General features: G+C 66.1%; 14 protein-coding genes, 2 tRNA genes and 2 rRNA genes. 2 read left to right on the plus strand and 16 right to left on the minus strand.

What is annotated here, in order from left to right; translation table 11 throughout:
* The 3 genes from C472_RS17615 to C472_RS00015 form a co-directional block, all read right to left on the minus strand.
* Positions 1 to 269: ribosomal RNA gene (locus tag C472_RS17615) — 23S ribosomal RNA — on the minus strand; the annotation flags it as partial.
* A gap of 368 nt (positions 270 to 637) precedes the next feature.
* Positions 638 to 709: transfer RNA gene (locus C472_RS00010), tRNA-Ala, on the minus strand.
* A gap of 165 nt (positions 710 to 874) precedes the next feature.
* Positions 875 to 2344: ribosomal RNA gene (locus C472_RS00015) — 16S ribosomal RNA — on the minus strand.
* Positions 2345 to 3107: 763 nt separating this feature from the next.
* Here C472_RS00015 and C472_RS00020 point away from each other — a divergent pair.
* On the plus strand, positions 3108 to 3668 hold the full coding sequence (locus C472_RS00020) for a TATA-box-binding protein (RefSeq protein ID WP_004046033.1): 561 nt from the start codon (positions 3108 to 3110) through the stop codon (positions 3666 to 3668).
* A gap of 96 nt (positions 3669 to 3764) precedes the next feature.
* Here the strand turns inward: C472_RS00020 and C472_RS00025 are convergent, their stop codons facing one another.
* From C472_RS00025 to C472_RS00035, 3 genes are all read right to left on the minus strand, one after another.
* On the minus strand, positions 3765 to 4970 hold the full coding sequence (locus tag C472_RS00025) for a Cdc6/Cdc18 family protein (protein ID WP_004598511.1): 1206 nt from the start codon (positions 4968 to 4970) through the stop codon (positions 3765 to 3767).
* An 807-nt stretch (positions 4971 to 5777) separates the two neighbouring features.
* Complete coding sequence (locus C472_RS00030; RefSeq protein ID WP_006627715.1) at positions 5778 to 8030, minus strand: NADP-dependent malic enzyme; 2253 nt, start codon at positions 8028 to 8030, stop codon at positions 5778 to 5780.
* A gap of 75 nt (positions 8031 to 8105) precedes the next feature.
* Complete coding sequence (locus tag C472_RS00035; protein ID WP_006627716.1) at positions 8106 to 9287, minus strand: DUF7544 domain-containing protein; 1182 nt, start codon at positions 9285 to 9287, stop codon at positions 8106 to 8108.
* 127 nt (positions 9288 to 9414) lie between these two features.
* On the opposite strand from C472_RS00035, the gene C472_RS00040 reads away from it, so the two are divergent.
* Positions 9415 to 10284: a DUF7117 family protein gene (locus C472_RS00040; RefSeq protein ID WP_006627717.1), complete on the plus strand. Its 870-nt coding sequence runs from the start codon at positions 9415 to 9417 to the stop codon at positions 10282 to 10284.
* Between the two features lie 39 nt (positions 10285 to 10323).
* On the opposite strand, the gene C472_RS00045 is transcribed toward C472_RS00040, so the two are convergent.
* The 10 genes from C472_RS00045 to C472_RS00090 form a co-directional block, all read right to left on the minus strand.
* The gene (locus C472_RS00045; protein WP_006627718.1) at positions 10324 to 11049 is read right to left on the minus strand and encodes a fumarylacetoacetate hydrolase family protein; all 726 of its coding nucleotides are present in this window, start codon (positions 11047 to 11049) and stop codon (positions 10324 to 10326) included.
* 70 nt (positions 11050 to 11119) lie between these two features.
* A complete protein-coding gene (locus C472_RS00050) occupies positions 11120 to 11605 on the minus strand; it encodes a hypothetical protein (protein WP_006627719.1) in 486 nt (161 codons plus the stop codon).
* Positions 11605 to 11961 (minus strand): hypothetical protein, encoded by a 357-nt coding sequence (locus tag C472_RS00055; RefSeq protein WP_006627720.1) that lies wholly within the window; start codon positions 11959 to 11961, stop codon positions 11605 to 11607. Before C472_RS00055 ends, C472_RS00050 begins: the two co-directional genes overlap by 1 nt.
* Positions 11958 to 12239, minus strand: coding sequence for a ubiquitin-like small modifier protein 1 (locus C472_RS00060; protein ID WP_006627721.1), 282 nt, complete (start codon positions 12237 to 12239; stop codon positions 11958 to 11960). Before C472_RS00060 ends, C472_RS00055 begins: the two co-directional genes overlap by 4 nt.
* A 94-nt stretch (positions 12240 to 12333) precedes the next feature.
* Positions 12334 to 12717, minus strand: a complete 384-nt coding sequence (locus tag C472_RS00065; protein WP_006627722.1) for a hypothetical protein — start codon at positions 12715 to 12717, stop codon at positions 12334 to 12336.
* A 67-nt stretch (positions 12718 to 12784) separates the two neighbouring features.
* The gene (locus tag C472_RS00070; RefSeq protein WP_006627723.1) at positions 12785 to 13783 is read right to left on the minus strand and encodes a phosphate signaling complex PhoU family protein; all 999 of its coding nucleotides are present in this window, start codon (positions 13781 to 13783) and stop codon (positions 12785 to 12787) included.
* A gap of 208 nt (positions 13784 to 13991) precedes the next feature.
* Complete coding sequence (locus tag C472_RS00075; RefSeq protein ID WP_006627724.1) at positions 13992 to 14939, minus strand: D-2-hydroxyacid dehydrogenase; 948 nt, start codon at positions 14937 to 14939, stop codon at positions 13992 to 13994.
* Between the two features lie 125 nt (positions 14940 to 15064).
* Complete coding sequence (locus C472_RS00080; protein WP_006627725.1) at positions 15065 to 16945, minus strand: cation:proton antiporter domain-containing protein; 1881 nt, start codon at positions 16943 to 16945, stop codon at positions 15065 to 15067.
* Between the two features lie 131 nt (positions 16946 to 17076).
* A complete protein-coding gene (locus C472_RS00085; RefSeq protein ID WP_006627726.1) occupies positions 17077 to 18282 on the minus strand; it encodes a cystathionine gamma-synthase in 1206 nt (401 codons plus the stop codon).
* Between the two features lie 106 nt (positions 18283 to 18388).
* Positions 18389 to 18497: transfer RNA gene (locus C472_RS00090), tRNA-Glu, on the minus strand.
* Positions 18498 to 18606: the final 109 nt, after the last annotated feature.

Raw genomic sequence — 18606 nt, forward strand, 5'->3', positions numbered from 1 at the left:
CACATTGGTCCGAAGACCTTCGGTTTGGGCTGTGTCGCGTTTACTCGCGGTTACTGACGACATCGCGTTTGCGTTCTTTTCCTGCCCTTACTGAGATGTTTCAATTCAGGGCGTTCCCTATTGCGCGTGGCAATTGTTGAACGGATTCCGATTGGGAGATCTCATGTTCTTTCCCTCCATGCGGGTCCCATGAGCTTTTCGCAGCTTGGCACGTCCGTCGTCGGCTCTCGAGCCGAGCCATTCACCAGCTGGCACAGTAGCCAGTAGTGTGTCAGCCAACTCTCANGCTTTTCGCAGCTTGGCACGTCCGTCGTCGGCTCTCGAGCCGAGCCATTCACCAGCTGGCACAGTAGCCAGTAGTGTGTCAGCCAACTCTCAGAAGAGAGTGCTGACGGTGTCAGAAATACTCGTCAGAGTATTCCGACTGTATATGGTTCACTGACGTTCCACGAACTCGGATGAGTTCAGTGGACGTCTGGATCGCACGTATACACGGTTGTCATTGAATCGCCCCGGGGGTGACGGGGCGTTCGTCGAACCCTTCCCATCCGCGGTTTCCCGGGATGGTGCATCGGTCGTCGTGTTCAGTCCGAATCACGCCTCCCGTATAAGGGGACGGATTCGGTCCGAACGGACATGGACTCACTGGGATTCGAACCCAGGGCATCCTCCTTGCAAGGGAGGCACTCTACCGCTGAGCTATGAGCCCACCTTCCCTGTGGGGAAGGTTCTCGCGTGTTGTGTGGGCCGTGGTCGTTCTAAGGTGTCCAAGCCGGTGGGTGGGCGGACGTACACAGACCAGTGCGAATGAGTAGTGACCGTCTGAAGAGACGGTCGTAAGGTGAGCTCGCCCAGAGGGCGAGTCTCGGGTCGGTGGAGGTGATCCAGCCGCAGATTCCCCTACGGCTACCTTGTTACGACTTAAGCCCCCTTGCGAAGCCCAGATTCGACGCGCGTGGCGCGCCTCATCCGGACCTCACTCGGGTGCTTTGACGGGCGGTGTGTGCAAGGAGCAGGGACGTATTCACCGCGCGCTTGTGACACGCGATTACTACCGAATCCAGCTTCATGTGGGCGAGTTGCAGCCCACAATCCGAACTACGATCGAGTTTCTGAGATTACCGTCTCCTTTCGGAGTTGGAACCCTTTGTCTCGACCATTGTAGCCCGCGTGTTGCCCAGCACATTCGGGGCATACTGACCTACCGTTGCCCGTTCCTTCCTCCGTGTTAGCCACGGCGGTCTCCCTACTGTCCCCAGCTATCTCGCGATACTGCTGGCAAGTAAGGATGCGGGTCTCGCTCGTTGCCTGACTTAACAGGACGCCTCACGGTACGAGCTGACGGCGGCCATGCACCTCCTCTCTGAAGCTCGGATAAGGTCATCAACCTGATCGTCATTACTACAGTCGATGCTGGTGAGATGTCCGGCGTTGAGTCCAATTAAACCGCAGGCTCCTCCGGTTGTAGTGCTCCCCCGCCAATTCCTTTAAGTTTCATCCTTGCGGACGTACTTCCCAGGCGGTCTGCTTAGCGGCTTCCCTACGGCACAGCACCCACTCGTAGTGGGAGCCACACCTAGCAGACATTGTTTACGGCCAGGACTACCCGGGTATCTAATCCGGTTCGAGACCCTGGCTTTCGTCCCTCACTGTCGGATCCGTTCTCGCGACGTGCTTTCGCCATCGGCGGTCCGTCCAGGATTACGGGATTTCACTCCTACCCCGGACGTACCCGTCGCGCCTTCCGGTCCCAAGCCACGCAGTTTCTACCGGGCGCCCACCTGTTGGGCAGGTGGATTTCCCGATGGACTTGCGTGGCCAGCTACGGACGCTTTAGGCCCAATAAGATCGGCCATCACTTGGGCTGCCGGTATTACCGCGGCGGCTGGCACCGGTCTTGCCCAGCCCTTATTCTGACACCGCCTTAGGGTGTCGAAAAGCACAGGCGCTATGCCTGTGCACTTGGGATCCCCCTATCGCACTGTCGTGCAGTGTAAAGGTTTCGCGCCTGCTGCGCCCCGTAGGGCCCGGAATCTTGTCTCAGATTCCGTCTCTGGGTTCTCACTCTCATGACCCATACCGATTATTGGCACGGTGGGCCGTTACCCCACCGTCTACCTAATCGGCCGCAGCCACATCCTTCGGCGCCGGAGCGTTTGGCATACCACTCATTCCAGTGGTGGTATGGTATGCGCTATTAGCCTCAGTTTCCCGAGGGTATTGCGCTCCGAAGGGTAGTTTGGCCACGTGTTACTGAGCTATTCGCCACGAGTGTGAACTCGTACGACTAGCATGGCTAAATCGGATCCCAATAGCAATGGCCTCCGGCAGGATCAACCGGAATGAATATCCTTCGAGCCTGATTCCCGGCTCGAAGGGGGTGTTGGCGGGTGTCAATCTCGTTGGAGACGAGAGTTGACACACCATTGCATTGGTCTGTGTGGTGTCCGGGACCAGCCAGCGGCTTGGATGGCACCGAACGACCACGGCTCACATCAGATCGCCGCTTACGCCGGAGCGCAGGGGGCGCGATCCTCATCNGACCAGCCAGCGGCTTGGATGGCACCGAACGACCACGGCTCACATCAGATCGCCGCTTACGCCGGAGCGCAGGGGGCGCGATCCTCATCGGGTGAGTCGGACATGCCGACTCTGCGAAACCGGGCCGAGTTGAACGGCCCGAGTCCGCGGTGCGTTCTTCGCGTATTGACCGAACGGGCTTATACACTTAAGCACGTCGGAACGCTTTCGACCGGCCGCGTCTGCGGCCGGCCGGTGCCCCCACGTCGGGGGCTCCTCGCATTTCTTCAAATGCCCGGGTCGTATTTAACCCCGTCGAACCATCTGCGCCACGTCATGCGGTTTCATGGAACGATCAGCGAGATACCGATCGGTTGAGACGCCATAACACCGAGGTGAAACGAGGACGGTCGAAAGGTCGCGTGAACGAGGGTCACGGACACACTCATCCGTAAGTTGTCATGAGTTCTGAGGTGGAATTCGATCCGTCTCGTGCGCGTGTAATCGGACCACTACCGTTGCGAAGCCGGTCGGTTGTTTATACCACGGGCGTTTATAAGGGAGGGGACCACATATAAAAGCGAACGATGACGAACCCTGCAGACTCGATCGAGATTCAAAACGTTGTTGCATCGACGGGTATCGGCCAGGAGCTCGATTTGGAGGCGCTCGCGGAGGATCTCCCGGGCGCGGACTTCAACCCCGACAACTTCCCCGGACTCGTGTACCGGACCCAAGAGCCGAAGGCGGCCGCGCTTATCTTCCGTTCGGGCAAGATCGTCTGTACGGGCGCGAAGAGCATCGACGATGTCCACGAAGCGCTCGGAATCATCTTCGAGAAGCTCCGGGGTCTCCAGATCCCAGTTGAGGACGATCCGGAAATCACCGTGCAGAACATCGTGTCGAGCGCGGATCTCGGGCACAACCTCAACCTCAACGCCCTCGCGATCGGCCTCGGTCTCGAAGACGTGGAGTACGAGCCGGAGCAGTTCCCGGGACTCGTCTACCGGATGGACGAGCCCGAAGTGGTCATCCTCCTCTTCGGGAGCGGGAAGATCGTCATCACGGGTGGCAAGCGCACCGATGACGCTGAAGAGGCGGTCGAGGAGATTGTCGAGCGCATCGAAGGACTCGGCCTCCTCGGCTGACGCGGTCTCACATCGATCGGTTTGTTCGGACCCCGTGTTTCGGCGGAGGGTGACGGCGCACCGGGGAACTGACGCCGAGTGGCCGGTACGGCCGGATTACGCTTCCGCGTCGTCTTCGGTGAGAACCTCTTTCACGACACTCGGATCCTCCAACAGTTGGTGTTTCGTGTAGCTGCCCTCAGCGCTGCCGCCGCTGTGTTTCGACTGCTCGATGATGTCGAGGAACGCGTGTTCCTTCAGGAGGTCGCGGACGCGTCGGAGCGAGAGGCTGTCAGAACCCTCCTGTCGACAGATATTCTCGTATATCTCGTACACCCGGCTCGTTCGGAACCCGTCCTGTCGCCCGTTCGAGAGCGACAGCAGCGCGAGCGCCTGAAGGACGTACCGCGAATGAGGCGTGGACCCGCGGATGAGTTCTCGGAACCGATCGGTCTCCGCGCGTTCGCGCGCCTGCGTGACGAACTCCTCACGGACCGTGGGTTCGCCGTTCGCCTGAGCGATCTCGCCGGCGTACCGAAGGATGTCGATCGCTTTTCGGGCGTCACCGTGTTCGCGCGCGGCCAGCGCGGCGGCGCGGGGGATCGTCGACGGTTCGAGGACGTCGTCGTGGAACGCGTCCGCGCGCGCCTGCATGATCTCACGCAACTGGTTCGCGTCGTACGGCGGGAAGACGAACTCGCGCTCACAGAGGCTCGATTTGACGCGTTCGTCCATGCGGTCTTTGTACTGGATCTTGTTGCTGATCCCGACGACGCCGAGCTTACAGTCGGTGATCTTTCCGGCCTCGCCGGCGCGGGACAGCTGCATCAGGATGGCGTCGTCGTCGAGTTTGTCGATCTCGTCGAGGAGGATCAGGACGACGTCGTATCGCTGATCGAGGATCCGCCAGAGCCGCTTGTAGTACGTGGACGTCGAGAGTCCCTTGTCGGGAACGTTGATGCCGGTCTCCTCGGGATCGTTGACGCCTTCGGCGATCGTCTGAACCGCCTGCGTCTCGGTGGTGTCCTGCGCGCAGTCGACGTAAGCGAACGTCGCCGTGACGCCTTCCTCGCTGGCCGTCGAGACGAGTCGCTTCGAGACGTACTTCGCACACAGCGACTTTCCGGTACCCGTCTTCCCGTAGATGAGCACGTTGCTCGGGCTCTGTCCGAAGATCGCTGGGTTGACCGCCGTCGCCAGGTCGGCGATCTCGTCGTCTCGACCGACGATACGCCCCTCTCCCGGGAGGTGGCTGATCTCGAGGAGTTCCTTGTTCGCGAAGATGGGGTCCTCTCTCGTGAAGAGGTCGTCCGCTGCGTCCATGAGGGAGACACCGCGTTTCCGGTGAAATGCGTTCCGTTTCGTTACCGCGCGCGGAAGGGATCAGTGAGGTGATCGGCGTTCGAGACACACACCGTGTTTCCGGTGAAACGGGGGTTGGGTAGAGTCGGGTGGGGTAGAGTCGGGTGGGGTAGAGTCGGGTGGGGTAGAGTCGGGTGGGGTAGAGTCGGGTGGGGTAGAGTCGGGTGGGAGATCCTTACGGGGCTGACCGAACGCAGAGTAAGTCCCCGAGGGTGAGAGTCTCTGATCGCCACACCAACGGTCAGGAAACGGCAATCGGAGGGAAAGAATATCCCATCCAGAAACTCTAAAGACGAGGTTCTATGAAGATACGTAGCAGCACAGTAGATCGAAGCAGTAGCAACGCACAACCTATATCAGAGCGACGGCGACGGGCGGTCACCGACACACCACGTTTCACCGGAAATGAGGTGTTCGGCAGGGTCAACCAGTTCCGCCAGAGGGAGACCTCGTTTCCGGTGAAATACCGGACCGGCTCTCAGCGAACCGTAGCTGAATTCACTTGGCGAGCCGTACACCGGATTACGTAATAAAACCTGTTGTTCTATATAGAACATAATGAAGTTCTCAACGCCCCACCCACACCCATCCACACCCCTATTTCACCGGAAACACGGTGTGTCTCTCCGAGCAAGAACGGACGCCACTGTTCCGAGGACGAGCACTATTACGGTAACAAAAGGGACGCGGCTGCGAACGTGACGCGGACGGGAACGTGACGCGGACGCGACGGAGCTACGGACGCTGTCCGGCCCCGCGCGACGCAGTCTACTCTTGTGCGTCCACGACGGCCACGCTGGCGAGGTTGACGATGTCTTTCACCTCGTCGCCGCGCTGGAGAACGTGGACCGGCTCGTCCATGCCGACGAGCATCGGTCCGATGGCCTCGGCACCGCCGAGCCGCTGGAGCAGCTTGTACCCGATGTTCCCGGCTTCGAGGTTCGGGAACACGAGGACGTTCGCCGCGTCGTCGAGTTCGGAGAACTCGTAGGTCCCGTTGAGGATGTCGTCGACGACCGCGGTGTCGGCCTGCATCTCGCCGTCAACCGGGAAATTGACGCCGTCGTCCGACTGGAGGATGTTCACCGCGTCGCGCGGCTTCCGCGTCCCCTCGTTGTCGACGCTGCCGAAGTTGGAGTACGACAGCATCGCCGCGCGCGGTTCGACGTTAAACCGTCGCGCGAGGTCGGCGGTGTGGCGCGTCACCTCCGCCAGCGTTTCCGCGTCCGGATCTTGGTTGACCGTCGTGTCGGCACAGAAGATGACCCGATTCTTGAATGTCAGCATGTACACGCCCGCGACGGTGTCCGTGTCCTCGGCCGACCCGACGATCTGAAGCGGCGGTCGAAGCGCGGACGGGTAGTGGTGCGTGAGTCCGGTGAGCATCGCGTCGACGTCGCCGGTCTCGACCATGACGCTGCCGAGGTAGTTGGTGTCCCGCTTGACGAGGTCGTCCGCCTCGCGTTTCGTAATCCCCTTGCGCTTGCGGAGCTCGTACAGCCGCTCGCCGTACCCGGAGACGTCGCGGTCGTCGGGGTCGACGACCTCGGGACGGAACGAGAGGCCGAGTTCGGCCGCGGTCTGCGAGATGGTGTCGGCGTCACCGAGCAACACCGGCTCCGCGATCCCTTGCTCGGAGAGCTGATAGGCCGCGCGGATCATCTTCTCGTCGGTCCCCTCGGCGAGCGCGATCCGCTTCGGGTCGCTCTTCGCCTTGTTCAACACGACCCGCATCATCTCGCGGGACTTGCCCAGCCGGGCTTCGAGCCGCTCGCGGTACTTGTCTAAGTCGATCTCGGTCCGGGCCGACCCGGACTCCATCGCGGCCTCCGCGACGCGGGGTGCCAACTCGAACAGCACCCGCGGATCGAGCGGCTTCGGGATGACGTAGTCGGGACCGAACTGGAGCGGGTCGTCGCCGTACGCCTTCACGACCGCGTCCGGGACGTCCTTTCGCGCGAGGTCGGCGAGCGCCTCCGCGGCGGCCGCCTTCATCTCCTCGTTGATCTCCGTCGCGCGCACGTCGAGCGCGCCGCGGAACAAGAAGGGGAACCCGAGGACGTTGTTCACCATGTTCGGGTAGTCGGATCGGCCCGTCGCCATGATCACCGTGTCGTCGCGGGCGTCCTTCGCGTCCTCATAGGTGATCTCCGGGTCCGGGTTCGCCATCGCGAAGATGATCGGATCCGACGCCATCGAGCGGACCATCTCCTGCGAGACGATCCCGCCGACGGAGAGGCCGACGAACACGTCCGCGCCCTCCATGGCGTCCGCGAGGTCGCCGCCCTCGCCCTCGCTGGCGAACTGGCTCTTGTACTCGTTGACCTCGCCCGCCGCGACGCGCTCCTCGGTGATAATGCCCGAGGAGTCGCACATCGTGATGTTCTCTTTGCGAGCGCCCAGCGAGACGTAGAACCGGGCCGTCGCGATGGCGGACGCGCCGGCACCGGAGAAGACGATGTCCAGTTCGGAGAGTTCCTTGTCGGAGATGTCGACGGCGTTCATCAGCGCCGCGCCGGAGATGATCGCGGTGCCGTGCTGGTCGTCATGGAACACGGGCACGTCCATCTCCTCGCGGAGCCGCTCCTCGATCTTGAAACACTCCGGGGCCTTGATGTCCTCTAAGTTGATCCCGCCGAACGTCGGCTCCATCGCCTTCACCGCCTCGCAGAACGGGTCGACGGAGTCGATGTCGAGCTCAATGTCGAACACGTCGATGTCGGCGAAGCGCTTGAACAGCACGCCCTTGCCCTCCATGACGGGTTTCGACGCGGACGCGCCGATGTCCCCGAGCCCGAGGACGGCGGACCCGTTGGACACGACGGCCACGAGGTTCCCCTTCGCCGTGTACTCGAAGACCGACTCGGGGTCGGCCGCGATGTCGCGACACGGGGCCGCGACACCCGGCGAGTAGGCTAAAGAGAGGTCTCGCTGGGTGTTCGTGGGCTTCGTCGTCTCGATCTCGATCTTTCCGGGCGGCTCCTGCCGGTGGTACTCCCGCGCGTCGTCGTCCAGTCCCATGTCTCCCTCCATTCATGAACGGAGTAAAAATCTATCCATGGTGTCGAATATGTAATTCGACGTTCGACGATCCGATCAGCTCCCGACGCCCGGCTCTCGCTCGTCGCTCGTGACCGGTTCCGGGGCCGACGGAGACAACCCCAACGGGGCTGACTCCGGGTCGATACCGGCGAGCGTCGAGACCTCGTAGGTGATCAGATACGTCCGAGTCACCACTCGCACCGGAAGCACGAGGGCCGCGGTGGCGGCGACCGCACAGCCTAGCACCGCGACGAGCACGACGCCGCCCGCGGTCGTCCCGACGAGTGCCCCGAGTCCGCCGAGCGGGACCGCTGCGAGCACCAGCGCGACGAGGGCGACCGCGCCGACGACGCCGCCCGCGACAGCGACCGCGACGGCCTGAACGAACCCGACGCCGGCCCCGACGACCGCGTGGACCGCGAGGTAGACGACGACGTCAAGCGGCGATCCGCGGAGCGACGGCCATACCCGACGCCACGCGCCGAGAACGCCCGTCTCCCGGGCGACCATCGTCGGCGAGACGAACTCGAACGTGAGCCGACTCGCGAGAACGCAGACGGCGGCGAACACGGCACAGAACGCACCGAGTACGGCCGTCCCGGCGGTCGACAGGTCGAAGAGACCACCCGCCGGAACGCCGAGCAGGCGGGCCGCCTCGGGGTGGAGGGCGACGACGAACGCGACGGCGGGGACCGCGGCCGCGGTCGCGAGCGCCGCCGTGACCGCGAGGAGCCCCAGCGCCTGTCGGAACCGGGCGCGGAACGGCTGCCAGAGCGCGACCTCGTTCGTCGCGAGCGCGTCGTAGAAGACGAGCCGAAAGGCGACCGAACACGCGGCGAGAGCGACCGCGACCGCCAGCGCGCCGCCGGCGATTACGACCACCAGCGCATCGTCGAGGGCCGCGACGCGCTCGGCGACCCGGGCGACGACGCGCTCGGCGACCCGGGCGACGACGCGCTCGATTTCGGCCGACATCGGTCCCACACCTGCCTGTGTCGCCTCCGTCACGGTCGCGGCCGACTCGCCTCCGGTGGAGGAAAGCTCAGTCCACAAACCGACTCCGGCGGTCGAAACCCCGACGCCCGACGGACCGACCCGAAATGCGCCGGCCGTTCCGCCGGCCATGACGAGGACGAGGAACGCGAGCTTCGCCCACCGCACAGCGTCGAAGGGGAAGAGGAAGCGCCGCGTCGCGTCGACGGCGCGGTCGAGGGCGTCGACGGCGTGCCAGCTCATACCGGTCGTTCGACGAAGAGCGCCAAATAGGGTTCGACGACGAGCGTCGAATCGGCTGTCACCCGCGCCGCCGGGGACGACCTCCCGACCCGCAGCCGTTTAGGGGGGACGCGACGAATCAGTCTGTATGAAGGTCCGCGGCGAACGCGAGTGCCAGTCCTGCGGCACGCGGTGGTCGTACTACGAGACCGGCTCCGTCGCGTGTCCGAACTGTGGCGACCTGCGCAGCGTCGGCGTTGACGCCCGCACCGCACACACCGACGCGGCCGTCACGCTCGACCTCTCCGCACACCGAGAGCGGTTCGGGGACGCGCCGGAAACCCTCCCCCGATCGGGAGTGGACGACCTCCAGTCGGACCTCCGGGAGTACTGCCGGAAGCGCGGGTTCATCGACGGCGGACGGCTCACTCCCCTCGACGGGACCTACCTCGCGGCCCGCGAACTGCTGGAGGCCGTCGACTGCTTCGAGCGGCTCCGGGACCCGACCGACGCCGACCGCGAGTACCTCCTCCGGCTGCTCGCCGAGGCCGACGACGGCGAGCGACCGCCGGCCGACGAGGTCCCGACCGCGCTCCGGGAGGCGAGGGGGATGGCGTCTGTGCGCGCGGTCGAGGCGTACCGGAGCGACGCCCTCGATTTCCTCGACGAACTCGAGGCCGACACCGACGGAACCGGGGCTGACGACGCCGACGGAACCGGGGCTGACGACGCCGACGATGCTGACGAGGCCGAAGACGGTCCGACGGTCGCCGTCGAAGGAAAGCGACCAGAAACTAGGATCGGCCCGGCCCGCGACGCCTTCGAGCGCCTCCGCGACCGCGTCGCGCGAGTCGACGCGCTCGGGGGCGACGTGCCGCCCGCGACCGCGGACGCCCTCGTCGGGGGCGCTAACGCGCTCGGGGAGTACGTGCGGACCGGCGAGGACGAAGCGCTGGCGCGCGCTAACGATTACATTGGGGACGCGACTGGCGACGACCTCGATCCGACAGAAACGTGAGAAGGGGTAGTTGCTCTGCGCCCTGCGTCCGCGAACCGACTACTCCGCGTCCGGCGCGACGACCGGGTTCGAGAGGGTGCCGACCCCCTCGTAGGTGATCTCGACGCGCTCGCCGGGTTCGACGAGACCGGGGTTCGCGGGGCTGCCGAAGGCGATACAGTCGCCCGGTTCGAACGTGAACCGCTTCGAGAGGTACGAGACGATCTCGTGAGGACCGAACAGCATCAGCTCCGTGCTGGCGTCCTGCCGCGTCTCGCCGCCGACGGTGGTCTCGATATCGAGGTCCGTCGGGTCCACGTCGGTCTCGATCCACGGCCCGAGCGGTGCCGACCCGTCGAACGCCTTGCGCGCGGTCCGACCCTGCTGGTCGAGCGCGTCCACGTCGTTCATGACCGTGTAGCCGCGCACGACCTCCGGCACCTCCTCGGGCGCGAGGTCGCGGCAGCGCTCGTCGATCACCGCCACCAGTTCGCCGGCGTAGGTCAGTTCGTCGGTCCACTCGGGGTACCGGATCGCCTCGCCCTGTGCGAGCAGGCTCGTCGGCGGCTTGATGAAGAAGTCCGGCTCCTCGGGCCGCTCGTAGTCCATCTGATCGAGGGTCTCCGCGTAGTTCCGGCCGACGCAGTACAGCGCACTGGGGTCACAAGGGGGGAGCAGCCGCCCGTCGCGACCGACCTCATAGCGACCGTCCTCGGTGACGATTTCGCTGTCGACGTAGCGGCCGGCCACGGGACCGTCCGGGGTGAGCAGTCGAGCGAGTCGCATGCGGACACGTGCGTGCTACGACTTGAAAAGGACCGGTGACCGGCGGTGCGCGGCGACGACCAGCCCGAAATCACTCGCCGCCGTCGGCGTCGGTGGTGTCGTCGTCGCCGTCCTCGCCGTCGCGACCGGCTCCGATCACGACGCCGGACCGGATCTCCAAGGCGGTGTCGAACTCCTCTCGCCGGTCGTTCCCGGAGCCGATCCGCTCGACGGCCGCCTCGTGGGCCCGGGCCACGGCGTCGCGCTCGCGCTCGGTGAGTCCGAGCCGTTCGCCGACCGCCTCCCAGTGGTCGGGCTCAACCAGGAACGCCTCCCGCTCGGGCTCGGCCGCGATCCGCTCGTAGCGCCGACGGTACGCGTCGATCCGAGGGCCGAGATCGGCTTGAACCCGCGCGAGCAGTTCCGGAACGGCAGCGGCCGGCACGCTCGCGAGCGCGGCGGTCTTCACCAGCGCGGTCCCTTCGATCGGGTACGAGTCGGGGTCCGAGCCGGGGTCAGAACCCGAGCCGGTGGTCGCGTCGTCGTCGTCGTCGTCGTTGTCGTCGTCGTCGGACATCACCCGCCGGCGCGCATCGCTTTCTGCCGGTACTTGGGGAGGAGGTCGGCGAGCACGTCGGGGTCGCCGGCGAACTCGGCGGTCACCTCCGTGATCTCGATCGCGGCCGCGGCGGTCACCTTCTCGGCGCTGAGGGTCACGCGCCACCCGTCGCCGTCCACGCGGGTCGCCTCCGCGGGGTCGTCTGTCCCCACCAGCTCGCCGCCGAGGTTCCCGAGGTAGTGGGCCGCGAGCCGCCGCGAGATGCCACGGTACGCCACCGTCCGGCGTTCCCAACCCTCCTCGGCCGGGGGAAGGTCCGGCGCGCTCGCGTCGCCGTCGGCCCCCTCAACCGACGCGGACGCGTCGTCGCTCATGCGCCCCCCGCGACCGGCGGGAAGACCGAGAGCCGGTCGCCGTCCGCCATCGGCGTGTCGAGTCCGTCGAGGTGGAGAACCTCGCGGCCGTTCTTCAGGACGTTGATCTGCGGCGCGAGGTCGCCGTCGACGATCAGGCGACCAGCCATGCCATCGTACTCCGACTCCAGCTCCCGGAGCACGTCGCCGACCGTGGAGCCGTCGGCGAACTCCGCGTTCACCGTCTTCCCGCCGGCGGCCTCGCGAAACGTCGCGAAGAACCGCAGTTCGAGTTCCATATCAGTACGTCGTGGCGCGGCGGCTTAAAAGCGGCCGGCCGCGGAAGCGATCACGGGCCGAAACGGCCGGCCGCGGAAGCGGACGGCCGAGAGCTCACAGGTCCGAGAGCCGGATCCCGTCTTCGACCAGCCGGAAGTTGCGCTCGCGGTCGAGGTCGTCGGCGAGCCACTCGTGGTCGTACAGCTGGCCGATGAGTTCGAGGTAGAGGTTCCGCCACGCGATCGCGTAGATAGGCGACTGCCCCCACGCGCGCAGTTCCGGGACGAACTCGTGGTACGTGCTCGCCTGCGTCTCCATGCGCTCGACCGCGTCGGCGACGACCTCGGCGGCCTCGTCCGGGTCCGCCTCGTCGAGGGCGTCGTTCAGCCGCGACTGGATCCCCCTGATGGCGCGTCGCATGTCGCGTTCGGCGGTCCCTTCCTCTTCCGGGAGCGACTCGACGACGCCCTTCGGCACGCCGAGTTCGATTTCTGGCATGCGATCATCTCGGGGGAGCGCGCCCAAAAAACCCGTCCACCCGGAGGCTATCGCCTCCGGGATCGGTTCACGGCGTCGGCGCGGCCTTCTGGAGCGCGGTCTCGGCGATGTTGCCGCCGTAGTCGGCCGACCGGAGGACGGAGTCGACCACCAGCCCGAGCAGCTGCGCGCGCGTCGGGTCGAGTTCGCGGAGGAGTTCGTCGATGGCACGGACGCGCTCGTCGATCGCTCTGACGCCGGTCCGGGCCTCGTTCGCCCGGCGCGTCGCCGCCTCCGTGTCCTCGTCGAACAGCGCGTCCATCGCCGTGTCGATCACGTCGACGGCGTCGCCGTGGAGGTCGCTCACCGCCTCGACGACCTCGTCCGGGAGCGGTTCCTCGATGTTCAGCGTCAGGTGCGCGATCTTCGTCGCGTGGTCGCCGATCCGCTCCAACTGGCGGGCGCTGGAGTGGTAATCGAAACACTCCTCGCGCGGGAGCCCGAGCTCCTCGGCGGCCTTCGGCGTCCGCAGCGTGGCGCGGAAGATCCGCGAGACGACGAGCCACAGGCGGTCGAGGTCGTCGTCGCGACCGATCACGTCGCGCGCGAGGTCGTGGTCGCGCTCCGCGAGCGCGGTGATCGCGTCCTCCAGCATCGACAGGGAGATCAGCCGCATCCGCGTGACCGCGTTGTGGATCGAAAGCTCCGAGGAGTCGAGCAAGTCCTGAACGACGACGCGGTCGCGCGTCTCCTCTAACACCTCCAGCCCGACGAGGCTCTGGACCGCGTCGCGGATCGTCGAGCGCTGCTCGGTGCTGATCTCGGCCGCCTCGAGTTCGATGACGTCGAAGCCGCTGACGTACATCGTCGTCACCGCGCGGCGGAGCGCCTGCCCGGACAGGTCGGCGATGTCGAGCGTCCCCCGCGTCCGCTCCGCGTCCGAGCGCGGCGTGAGGAACAGCGAGTCGCCGTCCGGGTGGAACTCGATCTCCGTCCCGGCCTCGACATCGTTGTCCGTCGCCCACGTCTTCGGAATCGACACGGTGTACGTCGAGCCGCCGGTGACCTGGACCTTCCGCGTTTCCATACCCCACCCTCGGGAGCGAAACACCTTAATTTTGATCAAAATATATACCTCGATACTCGTCGGTTCTCCTCCGTCTCTTTCGGCCCTACAGACCTATTTTCCGAGAGGACCGAGTTCAAAAGGTGTGAAAAGCGCTCGAACGTTCCTCAATTATATAGATATATATATATATACCCGAAGCGTTCCGCGGGCCACCGAACCCACTCGCTTACACCACGCGGTTGCGCAGGTCGTCGCCGGCGTCCAGCCGGGCGACGTTGTCGGCGAGGATGTCGGCGACGCGCTCGTAGTACTCCGGGGTATGGCCAGCGTTGTGCGGCGTGATCGTCGCGTTCGACAGTCCCCAGAGCGGGTGGTCCTCGGGGAGCGGCTCCGGGTCGGTGACGTCGAGCGCCGCGCCGCGGATCCGGTTGTTCCGGAGCTCAGTCACCAGGGCGTCGGTGTCGACGACCGGGCCGCGGGCGATGTTGACCAAAACGGCGTCGGGCCGCATCGTCCGGAGCGCGTCGGCGTCGACCAACCCCCGCGTCGTCTCGGTGAGCGGGCAGGCCAGCACGACGTACTCCGCGTCGGTGACGGCCTCGTGGAACTCGTCGAAGCCGTACACCTCGTCGGTCGGCCCCCCCTTCTCGGGGGAGTAGCGGACGCCGACCGTCTCAACGTCGAACGACTCCAGCCGGTCGACGACCGCCTGCCCGATGGCCCCGAGTCCGACCACCGCGACCGTCGAGCCGTACACCTCCGTCGTCTCGTAGGTCCGCCACTCGCGGCGGGACTGCTGGCGGTACGCGCGGTGGAACTGCCGCGCGTGTGCGATCATCGACCCGACGACGTGCTCGGCGATGTTCGGCCCGTGGACGCCGGACGCGTTCGTCACGGCGACGCCGTGATCGGCGAGGGGGTCCCGGGGGAGATGCCCCGTGCCCGCGAACACGCAGGCGAACAGCTCCAGCTCCTCGGCGGCGGCGAGCAGATTCTCGTCGACGTTGAGACCGACCGCTACCCGCGCCGTCCGGATGAGCTCTCGCTCCTCCGTCGGGGTTCGCGCTCGCGCGACCTCGGCGTCCGGGAGCCGCTCGCGGATCGCGGCCGCCAGTTCGTCGGGTCCCAGTCCGTGGATCGTCTGTCGCAACACGAGTACGTCCGGATCGCTCATGCGCCGTCCGTCTCCTCGCTCGGTGAAAAGCGTGGTCGTCAGCGAGGGAGGAGTCCGCGATGCCGCTCCGCCGACCGACCGGAGGCCCCCGACCCGATTCGACCGTCCGCCGACGCCGCCGGGCGTCAGTCGGAACTGACCAGCGACATCCCCTTCCGAACGGCGTCTCGGCGTCCGAGGAGGGTGATCTGGTCTCCGCGCTGGATGACCGTGTCCGCGCTCGGCACCTCGACGGTCTTGTCGTCTCCCCTGCTGAGCACGGCGATCAGACAGGCGTCCGGGAGCATGGGCCCGGCCTCGCGGACCGTCTTCCCGACGAACGAGTCGCTCGTGACCTCGACCTGCTGGACGTCGCCGGACCGGCCGACGTCGGTCATCCAGTTGGCGAGGTCCGGCCGTTCGATCTGGTTGTCGAGCGCCCACGCGGCCGCCATCGCGCCGGAGATGGTCCGGACGCCGAGGTCTTCGAACGCGTCGACGTTGCCGGAGTTGTTGGCCTTCGCGAGGACGGTCTCCACGTCGAACTTCGTCTTCGAGAGCTGTGCGACGAGCAGGTTCGCGTCGTCGTCCCCGGTAGCGGCGACGACGGTCTTGGCGTTCGACGCCCCGCCCTCCCGCAGCACGTCGGTGTCCGTGCCGTCGCCGATGACGGTGGCGAAGCCGTCGTTTCGAAGCGATTCGACGGTCGCCTCATCGTTCTCGATGATGACGACGTTCTCCCCGCGGTCTTCGAGGCGTTCGGCGAGCGCGCGTCCAACCTGTCCGCCTCCGACGATGATGACTCTCATGGGTATCACGTTGAGGTACGTCGCGATGTGGCGCGCCAGTCCGCCCTGTACGAGGGCGGTGACGAAGATGACCAGGAACACCGTGCCGATGAGCAGGTCCGCCTGCTGCGCCAGGGCGGGGTCGTTGAGTTCGACGGCCGCGGCCCTGAGTTCGGTGGCGAAGAGCGTCGCGACCGACGCCGGAATGATCCCCCGCGGTCCGATGGCGCTGATGAACAGCCGCTCGGAGAGGGTGAACCGGTCGCCGATGGTCGAGACGAACACGAGCAGCGGCCGGATCACCAGCGCGACGGCGATCACGACGCCGACGCCCGCGAGCCCGACGTCGAATATCGCCTCGGGGGGCAACTGTGCGGCGAGCGCGATGAACACGAACGCCAGGACGAGCAGCGTGATGTCCCCCTTGAAGTCGGTGATCTCCTCCTGATAGGGAACGTCCAAGTTCCCGAGGACCAGCCCGGCGGTGGCGGCGGCCGCGACGCCGGCCTCACTCGCCAGTTGGTTCGCGCCGGCGTACGCGACGAGCGCGCCGGCGAGAACGAGCAGCCTCGCGTTCCGCGGTGCCGCGCCGCGCGAGAGGTCGACGTACTGGAGCAGGTAGTAGAGCACCCCGGCCACGAGGAGCCCGACGAGCAGTCCCTCACCGAGCCGGAGCGCGAACCCCTGAACCAGCCCCTCCGCCGCGACGGTCGGGTTCACGGCCTCGAAGAGGACGACGGCGGTGATCGCCGCCGTGACGTCGTTGACGATCCCCTCGGTCTCGAGGACGGCCGACACCCGGTCTCTGACCGGGACCACTTCGAGGATGGGCGAGATGACCGTCGGTCCGGTTGCGACGAGCAGGGCACCGATAACGAAGGAGAGTTCCCACGGGAGCCCCTCCAAGAGGCGGACGGAAATCGCCGTCCCGACGAGCGCGATGAGGGCACCGACGGTCACGAGGCGGACCGCCGCCCGCGGTGCCTTGCGAATGCGCTCGAACTCCAGGTGGAACGCCCCCTCGAAGACGATGATCGCCACCGCCAGGCCGACGATCGTCGGCAGCGAGTCGCCGAAGCTCTCGCTCGTGACGAGCCCCAGTCCCGGCCGGCCGATGACGACACCGACCAACAGGAAGAAGATGATGCTCGGGACCTGAAGGCGGGCGGCGAGGATCTGGGAGAGCACGCCGAGTCCGATGATCCCCGCGACCAGCGGTATCAGTAGCTCCTGTGCCACGGTGGATCGCTCGTGTCGTAACTCCGTGCGGCGGCCGATATAAACCAGTTGATGATCCCACACCGACAGGAATCCGCCCGAAGCCCCGCTTCAAGGGGGCGATTCGCCGCCGCTCCGGACCCGCCGGCCGGTTACGACAGCGCCGCGTCGAACGCCGCCCGAAGGTCCGCCTTCATGTCGTCGACGTGTTCGATTCCCACGGAGACGCGGACGAGGCCGTCGGTGAGGCCGGCGGCGAGCCGCTCCTCGCGCGGAATGGCTGCGTGGGTCATCGCGGCCGGCTGCTCGATGAGGCTCTCGACGCCGCCGAGCGACTCCGCGAGCGTGAACACCTCCGTCTCGCTGACGACCGTCGAGGCCTCTTCGAGGGTGCCGTCCAGTTCGAAGGATAGCATGCCGCCGAAGTCGTCCATCTGCTCGGCCGCAAGCTCGTGGTCCGGGTGCGACTCCAGTCCGGGGTAGTAGACGCGCTCGACCGCGTCGTGTCCCTCCAGCCACTCGGCGAGCGCCATCGCGTTCTCGCAGTGGCGGTCCATCCGGACGGGGAGCGTCTTCGTCCCGCGGAGGACGAGGAAGGCGTCGAACGGCCCCGGCGTCGCGCCGACGGAGTTCTGGTAGAAGCCGAGCCGCTCGTCGAGCTCCGCGTCGTCGACGATGAGGGCCCCGCCGATGGTGTCCGAGTGGCCGCCGAGGTACTTCGTCAGCGACTGGGAGACGATGTCCGCGCCGTGTTCGAGCGGGCGCTGGAGGTACGGCGTCGCGAAGGTGTTGTCGACCGCACAGAGCGCGTCCGCCTCGTGGGCGATGTCGGCGAGCGCGCCGATGTCGTTGACGTTCATCAGCGGGTTCGTCGGCGTCTCGACCCACACCAGCTCCGTCTCCTCGCGCATGGCCTCCCGGACCGCGTCGTGGTCCGTGGTGTCGACGAACGAGGTCTCGATGTCGTACTCGTCGTACACCTGCGTCAGGATCCGGTGGGTCCCGCCGTACACGTCGTCGCCGGCGACGACGTGGTCGCCCGCGGACAGCAGGTTCAGGACGGTGTTGATCGCGCCCATTCCCGAGGAGAAACAGCGGGCGTGGCTGCCCGACTCCAGCGAGGCGAGGTTCGCTTCGAGGTCGGTGCGCGTCGGGTTCCCCGTCCGGCTGTACTCGTAGCCGCGGTGCTCGCCCGGCCCGTCCTGCTCGTAGGTGGAGTTCGCGTGGATCGGGGTCATCAGCGCCCCCGTCTCCGGGTCCGGCTCCTGGCCGGCGTGGATCGCGCGGGTCTCGATGCGGCGGTCGTCGGCGCTGTCGCCGTCGTCGGATGGGTCGCTCTCGTCGGATGGGTCGCTCATAGACGAGCCACGTCGCCGAGGGAGGTGATTCTTCCCCTTCGGACCGTTCGGGGAACGGACGCGTCACCCGCCCGCGGAGACGCGTCGCTCGCCGTGTAAGAGTGGATGCTCGGTCAGGGATTTGAACCCTGGTCGTCGGCTGACTTCCGAACCGGCGCTGGCGCGCCGCGTCCGCCGAAAGGCCAACATGATTGGCCGGACTACACCAACCGAGCGCGAATTACGCTTACGCCGGGGACAATTTAACTCTTCTCAACTCCCCCTCGCGTGAGAGGGGGACACACGCGACAGCGATCTGAGAGAACGGCACACGCGACCGCGACG

It is taken from the genome of Halorubrum tebenquichense DSM 14210, from assembly GCF_000337415.1.
In the GTDB taxonomy this organism is placed as follows: Archaea; Halobacteriota; Halobacteria; order Halobacteriales; family Haloferacaceae; genus Halorubrum; species Halorubrum tebenquichense.